Origin of the sequence: Micromonospora sp. NPDC047670 (genome assembly GCF_043204915.1) — a bacterium.
Lineage (GTDB): Bacteria > Actinomycetota > Actinomycetes > Mycobacteriales > Micromonosporaceae > Micromonospora.
The window spans coordinates 149,167-169,301 of sequence record NZ_JBIDDA010000007.1 but is presented as its reverse complement, the minus strand read 5'-3'; the positions used below and the strand labels follow the sequence as shown (position 1 = coordinate 169,301).

Genomic DNA, 20,135 nt, shown 5'->3' with positions numbered 1-20,135 from the left:
CACTATCGACGCGCGGCCAGCCTACGGCTCACGGGCGCGGCCGGTCCACGTCGGGTTCTCATCCCTTCCGTCCACCCGCACGGTTCAACGAGCCAACCGCCGGCCGGGACGCCGCCTCGACCCACCCGACGTCGTTCCGAAGTGGAGTCAGCGCCGGCGGGACCGCCCGCCACGGGACCTCTTCGGGGCCTTGGGCCGGACCGGTCCGACCACCCGCTCCCGCACGATCTCCACCACGGTCGTCGGCGGGTCGATGACCCCCTCGCCGCAGCGGTGCATCTCGGGCTCGCCGCCGCCGAGCCGCGCCACCGTCTCCGCGTGCTCGGCGATCTCGTCGGCGGCGGACGAGCCCTTGAGGGCGATGAGTCGCCCGCCCGGGACGGCCAGCGGCAGGCACCACGTCGACAGTCGGTCCAGCGGAGCGACGGCCCGCGCGGTGACCACGTCCCCGCTCAGCGGACCGATCCCGGTCGACCCGGTGGCCGCCTCCTCGGCCCGCCCCCGGAACACCCGGACCGTCTTCGCCAGCCCGAGTTGCTGCACCGCCTCGATGAGGAAGGAGGTGCGCCGGGCGAGCGGCTCGATCAGGGTCACCGTCAGGTCCGGTCGGGCGATCGCCAGCACCACGCCGGGCAGCCCCGCGCCGGAGCCGACGTCCAGCACCGTCGCGCCCTCCGGGATCCGCTCGGCCACCACCGCGCAGTTGAGCAGGTGCCGCTCCCAGATCCGGGGCGCCTCGCGGGGCCCGATCAGGCCGCGGACCACGCCGTCGGTGACCAGCAGCTCGGCGTACGCGGCGGCCAGGTCGATCCGCTCGCCGAAGAGGGTGCGCGCCGCACCTGCCAGCTCCGGCGGCAGCACCGCGTCGGCCGGCGAGGGGACGCGGCCCTCGGCCGTCCCCGGGGCGGCATCGGCGGGTGCGGGCGAGCCGGGCCGGGCAGGCGACGGCCCGGGCGGCGTGCCACCCGGGCCGGCCGCGGCGCCGGCCGCGGTGTCGTCGTGGGTCACCCGGTCAGTCCGCCGGCCGGACGATGATGCGCCGGTTCGGTTCGACGCCCTCGGACTCGCTCTCCACGCCGCTCATCGCGTTGACGACGTCGTGCACGCACTTGCGCTCGAACGCGGACATCGGCTCCAGACGCACGGGCTCGCCGTACTCCTTGACCTTCTCGACGGCGTTCTTGGCGACGGCCGCCAGCTCCTTGCGGCGGTTCGCCCGGTAGCCGCCGACGTCGAGCAGCAGCCGGCTCGGCGTGCCGGTCTGCCGGAAGACGGCGAGCCGGGCGAGCTCCTGGAGCGCCTCCAGGGTGGCGCCACGCTGGCCGACCAGATTCTGCAGCCGGCCACCGACCACCTCGACGACCGGCCGGCCGCCGGAGACCAGCTCGTCGATGTCACCGTCGTAGTCGAGGATGTCGAGCAGGCCCTCGACGTAGTCGGCCGCGATCTCGCTCTGCCGGAACAGGTCGCTCTCGCCGACGGGCTTCTTCTCCTTGGTGCCCGGCTCCTCGTCGGTCTCCTCGGTCTCGCCGTTCACCGCAGTCGGCTCGATCCCCTCGGCGTCCAGGGACTGCTCAGCGCGGGGGGTGCTGGTGTCGGTCACGGTCTCATCTCCGTAGTCGCTCGGCCGGACCGTCGGGTCCGCTGGTTTCCCGGGGCCGGCGGGAGGTCGCCGGTGCCCACGGGCACGTCTGTCGTACGGGCAGTCTCGCCCGTGACCGCGCCGCGCGCGGCCGGTTCCGCCCGGCGCCGGCCGTACGGCGGCTGCGCGGTGCGGAACGGGCCGCCGCCGGTTCCCCGACGGCGGCCCGGAGGTCCTCAGCCCTGCCGCTTGGCGGGGCGGCCCTTCTTGGGGTTGGCCGGCTTGGCGCCCGGCTTGGGGCCGGCGACCTTCGGCGCGGCCGGCTTGGCCGGGGCCTGGGGGGCCGGCTTGGCGCGGCCCAGCAGACCACCGGTCTTGACCGGCTGCACCGGGTTGCGGGGCGAGGCACCCGGCTTGCTGGTGGCGGTCGCCGGCGGCGGGAACTTGCGCAGCACCCACTGCTGCTGGCCGAGGGTGAAGAGGTTGTTGGTGACCCAGTAGATGATCACACCGATCGGGAAGATCGCGCCGGAGATGAGCAGCGACAGCGGGATGCCGTAGAGCATCAGCTTCTGGATCATCCGCTGCTGCGGGTCCTCGGCCCAGCCGGTCTTGAGAATCATCTGGCGGCTGGTCAGGTACGTCGTGCCCATCATGATCAGGACCAGGATGCCGGCGATGACCTTGACGGTGGTGCCGTTGGCGCCGAGGCGGGCGAGCTCGTCGGCGGTCGACCCGAACTTGCCGGCGATCGGGGCGGTGAAGAGCTTCGCGGCCGACGCGCTCTCGAACTGCCCGACCGTCCACCCGTAGAGGGTCTTGCCGCCGTTGGCCGGGTCGAGCCGGCGGAGCACGTGGAAGAGACCGAGGAAGACCGGGATCTGGAGGAACATCGGAAGGCAGCCCATGAGCGGGTTGGCCTTTTCCTTCCGGTAGAGCTCCATCATCTCCTTCTGGAGCGTCTCCCGGTCACCCTTGTGCTTCTCCTGCAGCGCCTTCACCTGTGGCTGGAGCGCCTGCATCGCCCGCTGCGACTTGATCTGCTTGACGAAGACGGGGAAGAGGATCACCCGGACGGTGACCACCAGGAAGACGATGGCGAGGATCCAGGCCCAGTTGGTGCCGATCACCGCCGCGTCCGGCACCCCGATGGCGTCCCAGGCCCCATGCCAGGCCAGCAGGATCCACGAAATCGCGTAGTAGATCCAGTCGAGACTCAATTCTCAGGCTCCAGTCACATCGGCACGGCGGCGGCCGCCCGGCTCCGGCACCGGGTCGTGTCCACCTGGGTGGAAGGGGTGGCAGCGCAACAACCGCCGGACCGTCAGGCCAGCTCCCCGGATCGCGCCGTGCCGGCCCACCGCCTCCAGGGCGTAGGCGCTGCACGACGGGTAGAACCGACAGCGGGCCGGCAGCGCCGGACTTATCCACCGACGGTACGCGATGATGGGCCCGCTCAGCACCCGGGCACCGATCGTCGCGGGCCGCGGCGCGGCCGGTCCGGCGGTCACCGGGACCGCCTGCCCCGGGGTGCCCGCGCGGCGGCGATCGCCGCGTCCAGGTCGGCTCCGAGCCGCGGGTACGACGCCTCGGCCGCGGCCGGCAGCGCGCGTACGACCAGGGTGCTCCCCGAGGGCAGCTCCGCCAGCCGCTCCCGGACCAGGTGGCGCAGGCGGCGGCGGACCCGGTTGCGGACCACGGCGTTCCCGACGGCCTTGGACACGACGAAGCCGGCGCGGGCCGGCACGGAGGGTTGCTCCGCACCGCTGCTCCGCGCCGGCTCCGGCGAGGTTGCTGTCGCTGCGTCGGGGGTCGACGGCAGGCTCAGGTGGACCACGAGCGCGCCGCGGCCGGCGCGGCGGCCACCCCGGACCGCTGCGGCGAAGTCAGTGCTGCGCCGCAGTCGCTGTGCGGCCGCCAGCACGACTGCCCACGTCCCCCGGACCGGACCCGGTCGGCCTCAGGCCGACAGGCGGGCGCGGCCCTTGGAGCGACGGGTCGAGATGATGGCGCGGCCGGCACGGGTGCGCATGCGCAGCCGGAAGCCGTGGGTCTTCGCGCGCCGGCGGGTGTTCGGCTGGTAGGTGCGCTTGCTCACGTCAGGCTCTCCGTTTTCGTACGCCCCGGGCGAGGGGTCGCCGGGGTCGTGTGGTGGTCCAGGCCACCTCGGCGGTGGCCCCCGATCGGTGCTGCCCGGCGATGCGGGACCTCGGCGATGCGGGGAAGCGACCGCGGACAGCAAGCACCCATCACCCTAGCAGAGGGCGAGAGAGCAGCCGTTCCAGCCTACGCAGGGGGGCAACCACCGTCAAACACCCCCAGCAGGGCGGACACCGGCACCCGGCCGCCGGCCGAAGCGGCGGTTTTCGCTGATGCCGCCAAGGGTCGCCGCGCGTCGGCGGTTGATGGCGCGGCGACAACGCTGTTACCGTGCCCGATTGCGGTCAGCGTCGAAAGGTCCGGTCGTCGCTGGGCGGGCAAGACCGGACAGGGTAGTGAATCGTTCGGCACGGTGAACCCGCTTCAGCGCCCGTTCAGGCAGGGGGCAGGTCCGACCCGCGTCCGGCGGGCGGCCACAATCGGTACGTACACAGGCTGTGGATAACTTGTGGACGAGGACCGGTGGGTCGTCCGGGTGGGTGTCGTTCCAGCCGTGGACGCGGCGGGCCCGGGACGGCCGACCGGAGAAGACGGCGGCGTCCGGAGCAGAGGCGAGGGGGGTGGCACGACGGTGACCGGCACGACCGACCTTGCCGCGGTGTGGACGGCGACGACCGACGAACTCGCCGACGAGATCATCTCCGCGCAGCAGCGGGCGTACCTGCGGTTGACCCGGCTGCGGGCCATCGTCGAGGACACGGCGCTGCTCTCCGTCCCGGACGCCTTCACCCGGGACGTGATCGAGTCCCGGCTGCGCCCCGCGATCACCGAGGCGCTCACCCGCCGGCTGGGCCGGCCGATCCAGGTGGCGGTGACCGTACGCGTGGCCGACGACGCCTCCGGGCGCCCCGCGGGCACCGTCTACCGCAGCGCCCCGGAGCCCGGACCGGCCGACCACGACGGCGGGCCGCGCGACTTCGGCGACGGGCCGGTGGCGTTCGACGGCGCCGCGGGGGGCTTCCTGGACGGCACGGCCCTCGACGCAGGGCAGCAGCCGCCGCTCATCCCCGAGCAGGCGCACCCGGAGCGGCGGCCCGACGGGCCGATCCCGGCCGACGTGGGGCTCCGCCCCGGCCCGGGTGACCGGGACGGCCAGGAGGCCCTGTTCAGCACGGCCTTCGCCGAGCCGCCGCGGCACGACCGGCCGGCGCCTGCCCGACGCGCGCCGGAGCGACGCGGCTTCGACGAGCAGGCCGCCCGGCTGGACCCGCCCACCGCCGACACCCGCGGCTTCGAGGCGCGTTACCGCGAGGACGCCGTCTCCCCCCGGGACCAGCACGTGATCCGGGCGCTGCCCCGGGACACCGGCACCGACAGCGGGCCCGGCCGGGGTGGCATGGATCACCGTCCGGGCGGCCGGGACGACCGGCGGCTGCCCGGCGGCGCCGAGAGTGGCGGCAACCGGCTCAACCCGAAGTACATGTTCGAGACGTTCGTCATCGGCTCGTCCAACCGGTTCGCCCACGCGGCGAGCGTGGCGGTGGCCGAGTCGCCGGCGAAGGCGTACAACCCGCTGTTCATCTACGGCAGCTCGGGGCTGGGCAAGACGCACCTGCTGCACGCCATCGGGCACTACGCCACGACGCTGGGCAACGCCCGCTCGGTCCGGTACGTCTCGACCGAGGAATTCACCAACGACTTCATCAACTCGCTCCGGGACGACAAGACCAGCGCGTTCCAGCGGCGCTACCGCGACGTCGACATCCTGCTGATCGACGACATCCAGTTCCTGGAGACCCGCGAGCGCACCCAGGAGGAGTTCTTCCACACCTTCAACACCCTGCACAACGCCAACAAGCAGATCGTGATCACCTCCGACCGGTCGCCGAAGCAGCTCGCCACGCTGGAGGACCGGCTGCGTACCCGGTTCGAGTGGGGGCTGCTCGCCGACATCCAGCCGCCGGACCTGGAGACCCGGATCGCGATCCTGCAGAAGAAGGCGGCGCAGGAGCGTCTCTACGCCCCGCCGGACGTGCTGGAGTTCATCGCCTCGCGGGTGTCGAACTCGATCCGGGAGTTGGAGGGCGCGCTGATCCGGGTGACGGCGTTCGCCAGCCTGACCCGGTCCACGGTCGAGCTGTCGCTCGCCGAGGAGGTGCTGCGGGACTTCATCCCCGACGGCGCCGGCCCGGAGATCACCGCCGACCAGATCATGGTCTCGACCGCGGACTACTTCGGGGTGAGCCTGGAGGACCTGCGGGGGCACTCCCGCTCCCGGGTGCTGGTGAACGCCCGCCAGGTGGCCATGTACCTGTGCCGGGAGCTGACCGACCTGTCGCTGCCCCGGATCGGGCAGGCCTTCGGCGGGCGGGACCACACGACGGTCATGCACGCCGACCGCAAGATCCGTCAGCAGATGGCCGAACGCCGCTCGCTCTACAACCAGATCGCCGAGCTGACGAACCGGATCAAGCAGAACACCTGAGGCGTACGCCCGCCGTCGCGTGGCGGACGACGGCGACGAGGACGCCCGGCCGGACCATCGGCCGGGCTTTTTTCGTTCTCCACAGCCGCCCGGGCTTGACCCTCGACATGGTGGAGACCACAGCATCTGGGGCGTGTCCGTCCACCGCCCCGATCGTTGTCCACATCTCGTTGTCCACTGCCTGTGGACAACTACCGTCCGTCCACCGCACGGTTACCCACAGGTTGTGGACAAACCCTGGGGACGAGGCTGTGGACGCCTGGGGACAACCCGTCCGTTGTCCACCGACGACGGTCGGCCTGTGGGCGAGCTGTTGAAGGTTCTGGGGATGAAGCCCGTCGGCCGGGTTCCGGCTGTCCACAGGACTGGGGAGAAAGCCGGTGGATTACCGGTGGACAACCGGTGGACAACGGTGGACAACCTGGGGGCGGACGCCGCCTGTGGATCGCGACACGGGTTGTACCCCCCGGTTCTCCACAGCCAAACCACCGGTGGATAACGTGTCTGACCTGCGCGAACGCGGGTTCTCCACAGTTTGCACAGGTGCGATGAAGATGACGAGTTATCTCTTCTAAGACAACAAAAACCAATCACCACCGTTGGGCTTTCTGTGGATCGGCCGGATCCGCCGTGGGCGGAGGCCGGCGGCACCTGGAAGTCCACGGGGTCGGGCGCACAGCCGATGCCCGCGCGCCCTAAGGTGCGATGGGTACCCGCACGGACAGGCGGGTCGGTAGGCAGCGGTCGGCATGAGAGAGTTGTCGCTGACGTCGACGCGGAGGCATTGATGAAGTTCCGAGTGGAGCGCGACGCGCTCGCCGAGGCCGTGGCCTGGACCGCGAAGAGCCTGCCAAGCCGGCCGTCCGTACCGGTGCTCGCCGGCGTGATGCTGCGCGTCACCGACGGGAACCTGCAGGTCTCCGGCTTCGACTACGAGGTCTCCAGCCAGGTGACCGTCGAGGTGCAGGGTGACGCCGACGGGGCCGCCCTGGTCTCCGGCCGGCTGCTCGCCGAGATCACCAAGGCGCTGCCCGCCAAGCCGGTGGACATCGCCGCCGTTGGCGCGCACCTCGAACTGGTCTGCGGCAGCGCCCGGTTCACCCTGCCCACCATGCCGGTCGAGGACTACCCGTCCCTGCCGGAGATGCCGGAGAGCGCCGGCACCGTCGACGCGGCCGCCTTCGCCGCCGCGGTGGCCCAGGTGGCCGTGGCCGCCGGCCGGGACGAGACGCTGCCGATGATGACCGGCGTACGCATCGAGCTCTCCGGCGGCACGCTGGCCATGCTCGCCACCGACCGCTACCGGCTGGCCCTGCGCGAGATGGAGTGGAACCCGGACGACCCCGAGGTGAGCATCAACGCCCTCGTGCCGGCCCGGACCCTGAACGACACCGCCAAGGCCCTCGGCCCGCTCGGCGGTCAGGTCACCATGGCGCTGTCCCAGGGCGCGGCCGGCGAGGGGATGATCGGCTTCGCGGGCGGCACCCGGCGCACCACCAGCCGGTTGCTCGACGGCGCGAACTACCCGCCGGTGCGCTCGCTCTTCCCGGCCACCCACAACGCCGAGGCCCGGGTGCCCGTCAGCACCCTGATCGAGGTCGTCAAGCGGGTCGCCCTGGTGGCCGAGCGGACCACGCCGGTGCTGCTCAGCTTCAGCGCCGACGGCCTGGTGGTCGAGGCCGGCGGCACCGAGGAGGCGCGCGCCAGCGAGGCGATGGAGGCCACCTTCACCGGCGACCCGCTGACCATCGGCTTCAACCCGCAGTACCTGATCGACGGCCTCGCCAACATGGGGGCCCAGTTCGCCGTGCTGTCGTTCGTCGACGCCTTCAAGCCGGCGGTGATTTCGCCCGCCGGCGAGGATGGCGAGGTCATCCCCGGGTACCGCTACCTCATCATGCCGATCCGCGTCTCCCGCTGATCGCGCCCGAGAAGACCCCGACGCACGGAGGTAGGAACACATGCAGCTCGGCCTGGTAGGGCTCGGCCGGATGGGCGGCAACATGCGCGAGCGGTTGCGCGCCGCCGGGCACGAGGTGGTCGGCTTCGACCACAACGCGGAGCTGAGCGACGTCGCGAGCCTGGCGGAGCTGGCGGAGAAGCTGGAGTCGCCGCGCGCGGTGTGGGTCATGGTCCCCGCCGGCGTCACCGACACGACCATCGACGAACTGGCCGGCGTCCTCGGCGAGGGCGACATCATCATCGACGGCGGCAACTCGCGGTTCAGCGACGACGCGCCCCGCGCCGAGCGGCTCAACGAGCAGGGCATCGGCTACCTCGACGTGGGCGTCTCCGGCGGCGTCTGGGGCCGGCAGAACGGCTACGCGCTGATGGTCGGTGGCGCCCAGGAACACGTCGACCGGCTCATGCCGATCTTCGATTCGCTGAAGCCGGCGGGCGAGTTCGGCTTCGTGCACGCCGGGCCGGTCGGCGCCGGACACTACGCCAAGATGGTGCACAACGGCATCGAGTACGGCCTGATGCACGCCTACGCCGAGGGCTACGAGCTGCTGGCGAAGTCCGAGCTGGTCACCAACGTGCCGGGCGTCTTCAAGTCCTGGCGCGAGGGCACCGTCGTCCGCTCCTGGCTGCTCGACCTGCTCGACCGGGCCCTCGACGAGGACCCGGAGTTGGCCGAGCTGAGCGGCTACACCGAGGACACCGGCGAGGGCCGGTGGACGGTCGACGAGGCGGTCCGGCTCGCCGTGCCGCTGAACGTCATCACCGCCTCGCTCTTCGCCCGCTTCGCCTCCCGCCAGGACGACTCGCCGGCCATGAAGGCCGTCGCCGCGCTGCGCCAGCAGTTCGGCGGGCACGCCGTCCACAAGCGCTGACCGGTATCCACAGCCTGTGTACGTCCGCCGGCTCGAACTGGTCGACTTCCGCTCGTACGAGCGGGTCGGCGTGGACCTGGAGCCGGGGGCGAACGTCCTGATCGGCGCCAACGGCGTCGGCAAGACGAACCTGGTCGAGGCGCTGGGCTACGTGGCGACCCTGGATTCGCACCGGGTCGCCACGGACGCCCCCCTCGTCCGGATGGGCGCCGCCTCGGCGGTGATCCGCTGCGCCGTGGTCCACGAGGGGCGCGAGCTGCTGGTCGAGCTGGAGATCGTCCCGGGCAAGGCCAACCGGGCCCGGCTGGGCCGCTCCCCGGCCCGCCGGGCGCGGGACGTCCTCGGCGCGTTGCGGCTCGTGCTGTTCGCCCCGGAGGATCTGGAACTCGTCCGGGGCGATCCGGCGGAACGCCGCCGTTACCTCGACGACCTGCTGGTCAGCCGCCAGCCCCGCTACGCCGGGGTGCGCGCCGACTACGAGCGGGTGGTCAAGCAGCGCAACGCCCTGCTGCGCACCGCGTACCTGGCCCGCAAGACGGGCGGGACGCGGGGCGGGGACCTGTCGACGCTGGCCGTCTGGGACACCCACCTGGCCCGGCACGGCGCGGAGCTGCTCGCCGGCCGGCTGGAGCTGGTCGCCGCGCTGGCCCCGCACGTCAGCAAGGCGTACGACGCGGTGGCGGCGGGCCGGGGGGCCGCCGGGATCGCGTACCGGCCCTCGGTGGAGCTGGCGGAGCCGACCACCGACCGGGAGACGCTCGCGGCGGCGTTGACCGCCGCGCTCGCCGAGTCCCGCTCCGCCGAGGTCGAGCGGGGCACCACGCTGGTGGGCCCGCACCGCGACGAGCTGGCGCTGACCCTCGGCCCGCTGCCCGCCAAGGGGTACGCCAGCCACGGCGAGTCCTGGTCGTACGCGCTCGCGCTGCGGCTGGCCGGGTACGACCTGCTCCGCTCCGACGGCATCGAGCCGGTGCTGGTGCTCGACGACGTCTTCGCCGAGCTGGACGCCGGGCGCCGGGAGCGGCTGGCCGGGCTGGTCGGCGGGGCGAGCCAACTGCTGGTGACCTGCGCGGTCGACGACGACGTGCCGGCGTCCCTGCGCGGCACCCGCTACGCCGTCGGCGAGGGGGCGGTGCGACGTGTCGGATGAGCAGCTTCCGCCCGCCCGTCTGGGCCCCGGCCGCGGCGGGCCGGTCGGCGGCGACACCGCCAAGCCGACCGGCGACGCCGGCGGCACGCTGGGCGGCGGGGACGCGCCGGCCGGCACCACCGGGCCGGAGCTGGCCCGGGCGGTGCTGGACGCGGCCCGGGCGCGCCGGGAGGCGGCGGCGCGCACGCGTCGGCGTACCCCCGGCGGCGGTGCGGGTGGCGACGGCGACGGCGGCTCGCAACGGCGGCTGCGCGGCTACTCCGGCCCGGGGCCGGACCCGCGCGACCCGCAGCCCCTCGGCGCGGTGCTCAACCGGTTGGTGAAGGCGCGCGGCTGGCAGCAGCCGGCGGCCGAGGCGACGGTGTTCGGCGCCTGGGAGCGGGTGGTGGGCCCGGAGGTGGCCCAGCACAGCCGGCCGGTGAAGCTGGAGGACGGCGAGTTGACCGTGGAGGCCCGCTCGACCGCCTGGGCCACCCAACTGCGGCTGCTGGCCGGCTCGCTGCTGAAGCAGATCGCCAGCGAGGTCGGCCACAACGTGGTGCGCAAGCTGCACATCCACGGCCCCGCCGCGCCGTCCTGGTCGAAGGGCCCGCGCCGGGTGCGCGGCCGCGGCCCCCGGGACACCTACGGCTGACGGTCAGCGACCGCCGCGCCGCGCCTCGCGCTCGGCGCGCTTGCGTTCCCGCTGCTCGCGACTCCACTGCTTGCGCCTCTCCAGGTCCTGCTTCCACGCCTCCCGGGCCTGGTTCGAGCCGCCCTGCACCGCGCCCTGCACCTCCGGAGGGCCCGCCAGGTGGCGGAAGGCCCAGGCCATGAAGCGCCCGCCCTCGCCCGGGGCCTTCGGTGCCGGCTTCTCCTCGCTCATGCCCGACCCTTCCGTTGGTGTGCAAACTATTGGTACCCCAATCGTTGGTACGATCGCAACGACGAGAGGAGGGAGCACCGTGCCCGACCAGTTCGACGACGATCCCCTGGCGCTGGAGCAGCAGGTGTGCTTCGCGCTCTCGGTCGCCGCGCGTGGGGTGGTCGCCGTCTACCGACCGCTGTTGGAGCCCATGGGGCTGACCCATCCGCAGTACCTGGTGATGCTCGCCCTCTGGCAGCACGCGCCCCTGTCCGGGCGCGAGCTCAGCCGCCTGTTGCAGCTCGACCCCGGCACGCTGTCGCCCCTGCTCAAGCGCCTGGAGGCGAACGGCTACGTCCGCCGGGAGCGGGACCCTACGGACGAGCGGAGCCTGGCGGTGACACTGACGGCGGCCGGCGAGGCCCTCCGGGCGCGCGCCGAGGCGATCCCGCCCGCGATCGTCGAGCGGCTCGGCCTGCCGATCGAGGACCTGCGGCACCTGCACGCCGCGCTCACCCGCGTCATCGCCGCCGCCAACCGCGCCGAGGCCACGACCCCGCCGGGTGCGGGCGGCCCGGGCGACCCCCGTCCGGCCGGCGCGGGCGGTCCGGTCGACGTCCCGGTGCCGGGCGACGCTCCGGTGCCGGGCGACCAGTGGGGGGCAACCCGGTCCGGCTGACGGGCGAGGTCCGGTCGGCGGGCCCGAGTCGGCAGACCCGCCCGGTCAGGCGTCGGCGTAGACGGCGAAGCCGCGGTCGGCGCAGCGCCGGTAGAAGGCCGCCAGCACGCTCAGCTCGGCGCAGGTGAAGTTCCACTGCGGCGGCGCCCCGCTCTCGTCACGCAGCGCGTCCAGCCGGCTGTCGAGCCAGCGCAGCTGCTGCTCGGCCAGCCGCCCGTCGGCCAGCAGCGACCGCAGCACCTGGCTGACCGAGTCGAAGGTCACCGCCTCGCCGTGCGGGCGGTGGCCCGCCACGAACCGTTCGATGCCGCCGGCGATCCAGGCACAGCCGTCCGGGTCGATCACCGGGTCCTCGTCCTCGGCGGCGGCGTCCGTGGCGTAGAGCACACCTTCCAGCCCGAGCAGCAGGTCCACCAGCTCGGTGTACGCGGTCGCCCGGACGGTTCCGGTCTTGGCGATCAGTTCGGCGAGCGCCGCGGTCGGCGCGGAGATGCGCGGCATGTCGACGATGTCGCCGAAGTCGACGAACTCCGCCGGCGCGACCGGGTCGTAGAAGCGGCCGGTCCGCGGCCACTGCACCGCGACGTTGTCCAGCCCCATCTGGCGTCACCTCATAACGAGCGTGTGTCGGTTCGATCGGGTCGATCGTCCGGTTCCGGCCGGAAAAGATCAAGGCCGCGCCACCGGCGCGGCGGGGCGGGTGTCTCCGGCCCGCCGGCCGACACCGATCGTCGGCCGGTCGCGCCCTCGATCGGACCCGTGCGTGTAGGGGGAGTCGCGGGCGGCGCGGTTCGGCCGGCTACGTCGGTCTGAGACGCCCCGCAGGGGTGCCGAGTGGTGGTTCTGTCGCTGGCGCACAGTAAGATTGACCCCGAGACGAAGACCCGGTGCGGAGCGACGAGACACGGGCCCGGTGCGGGGCCCGCGATCATTGTCCACGTCGGGTCGAGCCGATCGCGATCCGCGGGCAACCGCGGCGACCGGCGTGTGCGACCCGTACCCCGGATTGTCCCCGGTGCCGGTCCGCGCGCCGACGTCGCGTCCTGTCCGCCGAACCCGCGCCCGACGCGCCACCAGGCGCGGACGGCGCGAGAAAGTGGCCGAGGGTGGCAGCGCAGGACAAGCAGGAGTACGGCGCAGAGTCGATCACCGTTCTCGAGGGTCTGGAGGCGGTCCGCAAGCGGCCCGGCATGTACATCGGGTCGACCGGCGAGCGTGGTCTGCACCACCTGGTGTGGGAGGTCGTCGACAACGCGGTGGACGAGGCGCTGGCCGGGCACTGCGACACCATCGACGTGGTGCTGCTCGCCGACGGCGGGGTTCGCGTCACCGACAACGGCCGGGGCTTCCCGGTCGACCTGCACCCGAAGCTGAAGAAGCCGGGCGTCGAGGTGGCGCTGACCGTGCTGCACGCGGGCGGCAAGTTCGACGGCAAGGCGTACGCGGTCTCCGGCGGTCTGCACGGTGTGGGCGTGTCCGTGGTGAACGCCCTCAGCACGAAGATGGCGGTGGAGATCCACAAGTCCGGGTTCGTCTGGCGCCAGCAGTACCACAACTCCAAGCCGACCCCACTGGAGAAGGGCGAGGCGACCGACCGGACGGGCTCCGCGGTCTCCTTCTGGCCCGACGCGGACGTGTTCGAGACGGTCGACTTCGACCTCCAGACCATCTACCGCCGGCTCCAGGAGATGGCCTTCCTCACCCGCGGTCTCACCATCCACCTGCTCGACGAGCGGGTCCCGGAGGGCGAGGAGGGCAAGATCCGCGAGGTGACCTTCCGCTACGAGGGCGGCATCGCGGACTTCGTCCGGCACCTCAACGCCTCGAAGAACCCGATCCACAAGACGGTGGTCGAGTTCGGCGCCGAGGAGGAGGGCATGTCGGTTGAGATCGCCATGCAGTGGAACGAGTCGTACGGCGAGTCGGTCTACACCTTCGCCAACAACATCAACACGCACGAGGGCGGCACCCACGAGGAGGGCTTCCGCGCCGCGCTGACCAGCGTGGTCAACCGGTACGGCACCGAGAAGAAGCTGCTCAAGGGTGACGAGAAGCTCTCCGGCGAGGACATCCGCGAGGGCCTGGCCGCGATCATCTCGGTCAAGCTCACCAACCCGCAGTTCGAGGGCCAGACCAAGACCAAGCTCGGCAACACCCCGGTGAAGAGCTTCGTGCAGCGGGTCTGCAACGAGTGGCTGGTGGACTGGTTCGACCGGAACCCGGCCGAGGCGAAGATCATCATTCAGAAGGCGTCCCAGGCCGCCCGGGCCCGGATCGCCGCCCAGCAGGCGCGCAAGCTGGCCCGGCGCAAGTCGCTGCTGGAGTCCGGTTCGATGCCGGGCAAGCTGGCCGACTGCCAGTCCACCGACCCGCGCGAGTCGGAGGTCTTCATCGTCGAGGGCGACTCGGCGGGCGGCTCGGCGAAGCAGGGGCGCGACCCGCGGACCCAGGCGATCCTGCCGATCCGCGGCAAGATCCTCAACGTGGAGAAGGCCCGGATCGACCGGGTGCTCAAGAACAACGAGGTCCAGGCGCTGATCACGGCGCTGGGCACCGGCATCCACGACGACTTCGACATCGAGAAGCTGCGCTACCACAAGATCGTGCTGATGGCCGACGCGGACGTCGACGGCCAGCACATCCAGACGCTGCTGCTCACCCTGCTCTTCCGCTTCATGCGCCCGCTGGTCGAGCTGGGTCACGTCTACCTGGCCGCCCCGCCGCTCTACAAGATCAAGTGGAACAAGCGGGGCGACGACGCCCAGTACGCGTACTCGGACCGGGAGCGGGACGGGCTGATCGCGCTGCGCCAGCAGAAGAAGCCGAACGCGAAGCCGGACGACATCCAGCGGTTCAAGGGTCTCGGCGAGATGAACTACCCCGAGCTGTGGGAGACCACGATGAACCCGGCGACGCGTACGCTGCGTCAGGTCACTCTGGACGACGCGGCCACCGCCGACGAGTTGTTCAGCGTGCTGATGGGTGAGGACGTCGAGGCGCGCCGCTCGTTCATCCAGCGCAACGCCAAGGACGTCCGGTTCCTGGACATCTGACGGGGCTCGGCGGGCCGGCCGGTCATCCACCGGCCGACCTGCCGATCCACAGAGTTATCCACAGCATGGCCGGTTTCCACAGCCGTTATCCACAGCACGAAAACGACTCTGAGTCTGATAAGGGTTAACAGTGACCGATACCCCCGAGTCCACACCGAGCGAGCCCGAGGTTCCCGAGACCGTCGCCGCTGTCGTCGCGCACGACCGCATCGAACCGGTCGGGCTCGAGGTGGAGATGCAGCGCTCCTACCTCGACTACGCCATGAGCGTCATCGTCGGGCGGGCGCTGCCGGACGTCCGGGACGGGCTCAAGCCGGTCCACCGCAAGATCCTCTACGCCATGTTCGACTCCGGCTACCGGCCGGACCGGGGCTACGTGAAGTGCTCCCGCGTCGTCGGCGACGTGATGGGTCAGTTCCACCCGCACGGCGACTCCGCCATCTACGACGCGCTGGTCCGGATGGCGCAGCCCTGGTCGCTGCGCTACCCGCTGGTCGACGGCAACGGCAACTTCGGCTCGCCCGGCAACGACCCGGCCGCCGCCATGCGGTACACGGAGTGCAAGCTCGACCCGCTGGCGATGGAGATGCTGCGGGACATCGACGAGGACACCGTCGACCTGCAGGACAACTACGACGGCCGGGCCAAGGAGCCCACCATCCTGCCGTCGCGGATCCCCAACCTCCTGGTCAACGGGTCCGAGGGCATCGCGGTCGGCATGGCCACCAAGATCCCGCCGCACAACCTGCGCGAGATCGGCGCGGCGGTGCAGTGGTGCCTGGAGCACCCGGACGAGGACGAGGCCACCACCCTCGACGCGCTGCTCGGCATCGTCAAGGGGCCGGACTTCCCCACCCACGGCCTGATCGTCGGCACCCAGGCGATCCAGGACGCGTACCGCACCGGGCGCGGGTCGATCCGGATGCGGGCCGTGGTGGAGGTCGAGGAGGACAAGCGCGGCCGCCCCTGCCTGGTCGTCAGCGAGCTGCCCTACCAGGTGAACCCGGACAACCTGGCCGAGCGGATCGCCGAGCTGATCAAGGAGGGCAAGCTCGCCGGCATCGCCGACATCCGCGACGAGTCCTCCGGGCGCACCGGCATGCGCATCGTGCTCGTGCTCAAGCGCGACGCGGTCGCGAAGGTCGTGCTGAACAACCTCTACAAGCACACCCAGCTCCAGGAGACCTTCGGCGCCAACATGCTGGCGCTGGTCGACGGGGTGCCGCGCACGCTCAACCTGGCCCAGTTCATCCGCTACTACGTCGAGCACCAGATCGACGTGATCCGCCGGCGGACCGCGTTCCGGCTCCGCAAGGCCGAGGAACGGGCGCACATCCTGCGCGGTCTGGCCAAGGCGCTGGACGCCCTCGACGAGGTGATCGCCCTGATCCGGCGCTCGCCCACGGTCGAGGACGCCCGGCAGGGCCTGATCCGGCTGCTGGAGATCGACGAGATCCAGGCGACCGCGATCCTGGACATGCAGCTGCGCCGGCTCGCCGCGCTGGAGCGGCAGCGGATCCTCGACGACCTCACCAAGCTGGAACTGGAGATCGCCGACCTCAAGGACATCCTCGCCAAGCCCGAGCGGCAGCGGAGGATCGTCTCGGAGGAGCTCGGCGAGATCGTCGCGAAGTGGGGCGACGACCGGCGTACGCAGATCGTGCCGTTCGAGGGCGAGGTCTCGATGGAGGACCTCATCGCCCGCGAGGACGTGGTCGTCACGATCACCCGCACCGGCTACGCCAAGCGGACCAAGGTCGACCTCTACCGCTCGCAGCGGCGCGGCGGCAAGGGCGTCAGCGGCGCCAGCCTGCGGCAGGACGACATCGTCAGCCACTTCTTCGTCTGCTCGACCCACGACTGGATCCTGTTCTTCACCAACAAGGGTCGCGTCTACCGGGCCAAGGCGTACGAGCTGCCCGAGGCCAGTAGGGTGGCCAAGGGCCAGCACGTGGCGAACCTGCTCGCGTTCCAGCCTGACGAGCAGATCGCACAGATCATCGAGATCCCGAACTACCAGGTGGCTCCCTACCTGGTACTTGCCACGAAGAACGGCCTGGTGAAGAAGACTCGGCTCGAGGAGTTCGACTCCCCCCGATCCGGCGGCATCATCGCGATCAACCTGCGCGACGAGGACGAGCTGGTCGGGGCGGCGCTCGTCGCCCCGGAGGAGGACCTGCTGCTGGTCTCCAAGAACGCGCAGGCGATCCGGTTCAACGCGAGCGACGAGGCGCTGCGGCCGATGGGCCGGGCCACCTCGGGCGTGATCGGCATGCGCTTCAGCGAGGACGACGTCCTGCTGGCCATGGAGGTGGTCCGCGAAGGGCTGGACGTCCTGGTGGCCACGAACGGGGGATACGCGAAACGTACCCCGATCGAGGAATACCCGGTCCAGGGCCGGGGAGGTAAGGGCGTGCTGACTGCGAAGATCACCGAGCGACGTGGTGGTCTGGTCGGCGCGGTGGTGATCGACCCGGACGACGAGCTGTTCGCGATCACCAGCAACGGTGGTGTCATCCGGACTCCGGTGAAGCCTGTACGCCGTACGCGTGATCGGAACACAATGGGGGTCAAGCTGATGGACCTTCCGGACGGCGTGACTATCGTGGCGATTGCTCGCAATGCCGACGAGCCTGACGAACAGGACTAGTTGAATGACGGAGACACAGGCGAAGTCGGGGAACACGGGGACCTCGGCCAACCCGGTCGACGAGGAGGCCGCCAAGAGCGGCACACCAGCGACCGGCCGCGCGGCCGTGGGCCGGGCGACGGTCCCCGCCGACGCGCCTGCCCCGAAATTCACCCGGGCTCCCGGCATGACACCGCCGCCGGACAAGCCCTCCGAGGACGGGGACGCGGCGGACAAGACCGAGACGGTGGGGGTCGACAAGCCGGCCCCCGCCGCCACGGCGACCGCCGCCAAGCCGACGACGACCCAGCCGTTGAAGGTCGGTGCCGGCCAGTCGACCGGCACCACCGGCACGCAGCCGCGGATCACGGGCGCCACCGGCACCCAGCCCCGCGTCACCGGCACGGCCAAGCCGCAACCGGACGGCGGGCGGCCGACGGCGGCCGGCCGACCGGCCAACGGCGGTGGCCTGCCGCCGGGCATCAGCGGCGCGGCCGCCGTCGGGGCCGCGCGCGTCGGTGAGGCGGTACGCGCCGCGCGTACGTCGGTCAGCTCGGCCGCGTCGCGCGGACCGCGCCGGGCCCGGCTGAACCTCAAGCGCATCGACCCCTGGTCCGTGATGAAGTTCGCCTTCGCCGTCTCGGTGGTGCTCTTCATCGTCGTGGTCGTGGCCACCTCCGTGCTCTACCTGGCCCTCGACGCGATGGGCGTGTTCACCAGCGTCAACGACAGCCTGACCGACCTCGTCAGCGCCGGCGGTGGCCAGAGCACCAGCGGGTTCCAGATCACCGCCAAGGGCGTGATCCTCAGCTCGGCGCTGATCGGACTGGTCAACGTCGTGCTGTTCACGGCGCTCGCCACGCTCGGGGCGTTCGTCTACAACGTCTGCGCCGACCTGGTCGGCGGCATCGAGCTGACCCTCGCCGAGCGCGACTGAACCACCTCGGAAGCCGGGGCACCGCCGCCGCGCGGGCCCCGGCTTCCGTGCGTTCCCGGCACGCGCCGGACACCGAGCGACGTGGCACGGGCGGCGAAATCACCTGGGCCGGACACGGCGCCTCCGGTAGGTTCAGGGGGCGACGGTGACGCCGGATGTCCGGGTGGCCCCCGATTTGGGGGCGGGCGGGCGGATGGGTTAATGTTGCTCGTCGCTACGCGGGGCTATAGCTCAGTCGGTTAGAGCGCAGAGCTGATAACTCTGAGGTCGCTGGTTCGATTCCAGCTAGCCCCACCGCACATCGTCCGACGGCAGTCGAGCGCGAGGGGTAGGCCCCAATGTTCAAGAAGCTTCTGATCCTGGCCGGCGTCGTCGGGGTCGCGGCCGTCGTCGCCAAGAAGATCAAGGCTTCCAACGACGAGCGCGCTCTCTGGCACGAGGCGACCACCGCGCCCGACCTGCGCTGAGCACACCGCCACGGCCAACACCGGCGGCGTCGTCCGCCTCCCGGGGCCCTAGCTCAACTGGCAGAGCACTGCCTTTGCAAGGCAGGGGTTAGGGGTTCGAGTCCCCTGGGCTCCACCAGCACTTTCCTTGGTTGACCTCGGCCCCGAGTACAGCCATTCGTACAGCCAAGCGGTCCCGCCATTGCCTCCTTGCCAAGGATCCGGTCGATGGCCGAGGCCGCCTGGCGCGCCCGCGCCGGCGGGACGTGCCCGTAGGTGTCGGCCGTCATCCGGATCGTGGAGTGCCCGAGCAACTCCGTCACCGTGCGCAGCTCCTCGCCCTGGTCGAGCAGGAACGTGGCGAACGCCTGCCGCAGGTCGTGCAGGTGCAGCCATTCCAGCCCGGCCGTCGCGCGGAGCTGCTCGAAGCGCCGGCTCACGTTCCGCGGCTCCATTGGCCTGCCGATCGTGGGCGAACACCAGGCCGAGATCCGACCGCACCTCGCCGGCCGCAAGCCGTTCCTTCGCCTGACGCACCCGCTGCGACTCTAACGGCCGGACAGGCCAGTGCCGACGGCGGCAGCGGACGGCTCGACGTTGCGGAGATGTTGGGCCGCGGTGCGGACAACTACCACTTCGAAGAGCATCTAAGCTCTACACGCGGCGCGACCGTAACGGAGGAACATGGGTGATCAAGGCCGTCTTCTTTGATGTCGGCGGGGTAATTCTCGACGAGTCCCGAGAGTTCGGAACCTGGGCGGACTGGCTCGGTGTCCCACGGCATACGTTCTCGGCGGTCTTCGGTGCGGCGATCGCCCGGGGTCTGGACTGGCAGGAACCGTTCCGGGTCTTCCGGCCCGGTTTCGATCTCGCGGCCGAGCTCGAACGCCGAGCAGCCGCTGGTAAACCGGAGTCGTTCGGCGAAGAGGATCTCTACCCCGACGCGCGATCGTGTCTCACCGCCTTGAAGGACCAGGGCCTGCTCGTCGGCCTGGCCGGCAACCAGCCAGCTCATGCCGAGGCGACCCTCCGCGCGCTCGACCTGGCCGTGGATGTGATCGGCACGTCCCACGGTTGGGGCGTGGCGAAGCCGTCACCGGCCTTTTTTGAGCACGTCATCCGCGAAGGCGGCGGGGACGCGTCTTCGATCCTGTACGTCGGCGATCGGCCGGACAACGATGCACGCCCGGCCAAGGAAGCCGGCATGAAGACGTGCCTGATCCGGCGCTCTCCGTGGGGTCACATCCTCGACATGCCAGCCGTGTCTGAGCAGTGCCTGTTCCGCATCGATTCGCTGGACGAACTGCCTGCCCTGGTTGCGAAACACAACGCGGCACGCGGCTAGCTCGCCGATGGTGCGACGAAGCAAGGTGTTCAGAGGTTCGGGTCCTCTGGG

The 20,135-nt window shown here is 71.4% G+C and carries 18 protein-coding genes, 2 tRNA genes and 2 pseudogenes; 13 read left to right on the top strand and 9 right to left on the bottom strand.

The features are described from left to right. Positions 1 to 147: 147 nt before the first annotated feature. The 6 genes from rsmG to rpmH form a co-directional block, all read right to left on the bottom strand. Positions 148 to 1,008 carry a 16S rRNA (guanine(527)-N(7))-methyltransferase RsmG gene (rsmG, locus tag ACGF7U_RS19110; RefSeq protein WP_393108307.1) on the bottom strand — a complete coding sequence of 287 codons (861 nt, stop codon included), beginning with the start codon at positions 1,006 to 1,008 and terminating at the stop codon, positions 148 to 150. A 4-nt stretch (positions 1,009 to 1,012) separates the two neighbouring features. Beyond that, positions 1,013 to 1,603, bottom strand: coding sequence for a protein jag (locus ACGF7U_RS19105; protein WP_393108305.1), 591 nt, complete (start codon positions 1,601 to 1,603; stop codon positions 1,013 to 1,015). Between the two features lie 215 nt (positions 1,604 to 1,818). Then, positions 1,819 to 2,802: a membrane protein insertase YidC gene (yidC, locus tag ACGF7U_RS19100; protein ID WP_393108303.1), complete on the bottom strand. Its 984-nt coding sequence runs from the start codon at positions 2,800 to 2,802 to the stop codon at positions 1,819 to 1,821. Positions 2,803 to 2,805: 3 nt separating this feature from the next. Continuing rightward, positions 2,806 to 3,045 carry a membrane protein insertion efficiency factor YidD gene (gene yidD / locus ACGF7U_RS19095; protein ID WP_393108640.1) on the bottom strand — a complete coding sequence of 80 codons (240 nt, stop codon included), beginning with the start codon at positions 3,043 to 3,045 and terminating at the stop codon, positions 2,806 to 2,808. Positions 3,046 to 3,089: 44 nt separating this feature from the next. Then, positions 3,090 to 3,506, bottom strand: coding sequence for a ribonuclease P protein component (rnpA, locus tag ACGF7U_RS19090; RefSeq protein ID WP_393108301.1), 417 nt, complete (start codon positions 3,504 to 3,506; stop codon positions 3,090 to 3,092). Positions 3,507 to 3,542: 36 nt separating this feature from the next. Further along, complete coding sequence (gene rpmH, locus ACGF7U_RS19085) at positions 3,543 to 3,680, bottom strand: 50S ribosomal protein L34 (RefSeq protein WP_091100492.1); 138 nt, start codon at positions 3,678 to 3,680, stop codon at positions 3,543 to 3,545. Positions 3,681 to 4,313: 633 nt separating this feature from the next. On the opposite strand from rpmH, the gene dnaA reads away from it, so the two are divergent. From dnaA to ACGF7U_RS19060, 5 genes are all read left to right on the top strand, one after another. Continuing rightward, positions 4,314 to 6,167: a chromosomal replication initiator protein DnaA gene (gene dnaA, locus ACGF7U_RS19080; RefSeq protein WP_393108298.1), complete on the top strand. Its 1,854-nt coding sequence runs from the start codon at positions 4,314 to 4,316 to the stop codon at positions 6,165 to 6,167. A 787-nt stretch (positions 6,168 to 6,954) separates the two neighbouring features. Further along, complete coding sequence (gene dnaN / locus ACGF7U_RS19075) at positions 6,955 to 8,088, top strand: DNA polymerase III subunit beta (protein WP_393108296.1); 1,134 nt, start codon at positions 6,955 to 6,957, stop codon at positions 8,086 to 8,088. Positions 8,089 to 8,128: 40 nt separating this feature from the next. Beyond that, entirely contained in the window at positions 8,129 to 9,001 is an 873-nt protein-coding gene (gnd, locus tag ACGF7U_RS19070; RefSeq protein WP_393108294.1) for a phosphogluconate dehydrogenase (NAD(+)-dependent, decarboxylating), read from the top strand. Between the two features lie 16 nt (positions 9,002 to 9,017). Then, positions 9,018 to 10,151: a DNA replication/repair protein RecF gene (gene recF, locus ACGF7U_RS19065; RefSeq protein ID WP_393108292.1), complete on the top strand. Its 1,134-nt coding sequence runs from the start codon at positions 9,018 to 9,020 to the stop codon at positions 10,149 to 10,151. Then, complete coding sequence (locus tag ACGF7U_RS19060) at positions 10,141 to 10,785, top strand: DUF721 domain-containing protein (protein ID WP_393108290.1); 645 nt, start codon at positions 10,141 to 10,143, stop codon at positions 10,783 to 10,785. Before recF ends, ACGF7U_RS19060 begins: the two co-directional genes overlap by 11 nt. 3 nt (positions 10,786 to 10,788) lie before the next feature. Here ACGF7U_RS19060 and ACGF7U_RS19055 read toward each other — a convergent pair whose 3' ends face one another. Next, positions 10,789 to 11,016 carry a hypothetical protein gene (locus ACGF7U_RS19055; RefSeq protein ID WP_393108288.1) on the bottom strand — a complete coding sequence of 76 codons (228 nt, stop codon included), beginning with the start codon at positions 11,014 to 11,016 and terminating at the stop codon, positions 10,789 to 10,791. Positions 11,017 to 11,095: 79 nt separating this feature from the next. On the opposite strand from ACGF7U_RS19055, the pseudogene ACGF7U_RS19050 reads away from it, so the two are divergent. Then, positions 11,096 to 11,530: pseudogene (locus tag ACGF7U_RS19050) on the top strand (MarR family winged helix-turn-helix transcriptional regulator); the annotation flags it as partial. Between the two features lie 189 nt (positions 11,531 to 11,719). On the opposite strand, the gene ACGF7U_RS19045 reads toward ACGF7U_RS19050, so the two are convergent. Continuing rightward, positions 11,720 to 12,274, bottom strand: coding sequence for a hypothetical protein (locus ACGF7U_RS19045; RefSeq protein ID WP_350677718.1), 555 nt, complete (start codon positions 12,272 to 12,274; stop codon positions 11,720 to 11,722). 506 nt (positions 12,275 to 12,780) lie between these two features. On the opposite strand from ACGF7U_RS19045, the gene gyrB reads away from it, so the two are divergent. The 6 genes from gyrB to ACGF7U_RS19015 all read left to right on the top strand — a co-directional run bounded on the left by gyrB (position 12,781) and on the right by ACGF7U_RS19015 (position 18,878). Then, positions 12,781 to 14,727, top strand: coding sequence for a DNA topoisomerase (ATP-hydrolyzing) subunit B (gene gyrB, locus ACGF7U_RS19040; protein ID WP_393108286.1), 1,947 nt, complete (start codon positions 12,781 to 12,783; stop codon positions 14,725 to 14,727). 130 nt (positions 14,728 to 14,857) lie between these two features. Then, positions 14,858 to 17,377: a DNA gyrase subunit A gene (gyrA, locus tag ACGF7U_RS19035; RefSeq protein ID WP_393108284.1), complete on the top strand. Its 2,520-nt coding sequence runs from the start codon at positions 14,858 to 14,860 to the stop codon at positions 17,375 to 17,377. Between the two features lie 4 nt (positions 17,378 to 17,381). After that, complete coding sequence (locus ACGF7U_RS19030; protein ID WP_393108282.1) at positions 17,382 to 18,293, top strand: DUF3566 domain-containing protein; 912 nt, start codon at positions 17,382 to 17,384, stop codon at positions 18,291 to 18,293. 220 nt (positions 18,294 to 18,513) lie between these two features. Beyond that, positions 18,514 to 18,587, top strand: a tRNA-Ile gene (locus ACGF7U_RS19025). Positions 18,588 to 18,631: 44 nt separating this feature from the next. Beyond that, positions 18,632 to 18,760 (top strand): DLW-39 family protein, encoded by a 129-nt coding sequence (locus ACGF7U_RS19020; RefSeq protein WP_208818042.1) that lies wholly within the window; start codon positions 18,632 to 18,634, stop codon positions 18,758 to 18,760. Between the two features lie 42 nt (positions 18,761 to 18,802). Further along, positions 18,803 to 18,878, top strand: a tRNA-Ala gene (locus ACGF7U_RS19015). A gap of 184 nt (positions 18,879 to 19,062) precedes the next feature. Here ACGF7U_RS19015 and ACGF7U_RS19010 read toward each other — a convergent pair. Then, a pseudogene (locus tag ACGF7U_RS19010) lies at positions 19,063 to 19,194 on the bottom strand (site-specific integrase); the annotation flags it as partial. Between the two features lie 233 nt (positions 19,195 to 19,427). Here ACGF7U_RS19010 and ACGF7U_RS19005 point away from each other — a divergent pair. Continuing rightward, complete coding sequence (locus ACGF7U_RS19005; RefSeq protein WP_393108280.1) at positions 19,428 to 20,084, top strand: HAD family hydrolase; 657 nt, start codon at positions 19,428 to 19,430, stop codon at positions 20,082 to 20,084. Positions 20,085 to 20,135 lie beyond the last annotated feature (51 nt).

Excerpts from the sequence above, each read along its gene's own strand:
- ACGF7U_RS19020 (WP_208818042.1), top strand. The coding sequence starts at position 18,632 with ATGTTCAAGAAGCTTCTGATCCTGGCCGGCGTCGTCGGGGTCGCGGCC.
- dnaN (WP_393108296.1), top strand. The coding sequence starts at position 6,955 with ATGAAGTTCCGAGTGGAGCGCGACGCGCTCGCCGAGGCCGTGGCCTGG.
- gnd (WP_393108294.1), top strand. The coding sequence starts at position 8,129 with ATGCAGCTCGGCCTGGTAGGGCTCGGCCGGATGGGCGGCAACATGCGC.
- ACGF7U_RS19030 (WP_393108282.1), top strand. The coding sequence starts at position 17,382 with ATGACGGAGACACAGGCGAAGTCGGGGAACACGGGGACCTCGGCCAAC.
- ACGF7U_RS19045 (WP_350677718.1), bottom strand. The coding sequence starts at position 12,274 with ATGGGGCTGGACAACGTCGCGGTGCAGTGGCCGCGGACCGGCCGCTTC.
- ACGF7U_RS19055 (WP_393108288.1), bottom strand. The coding sequence starts at position 11,016 with ATGAGCGAGGAGAAGCCGGCACCGAAGGCCCCGGGCGAGGGCGGGCGC.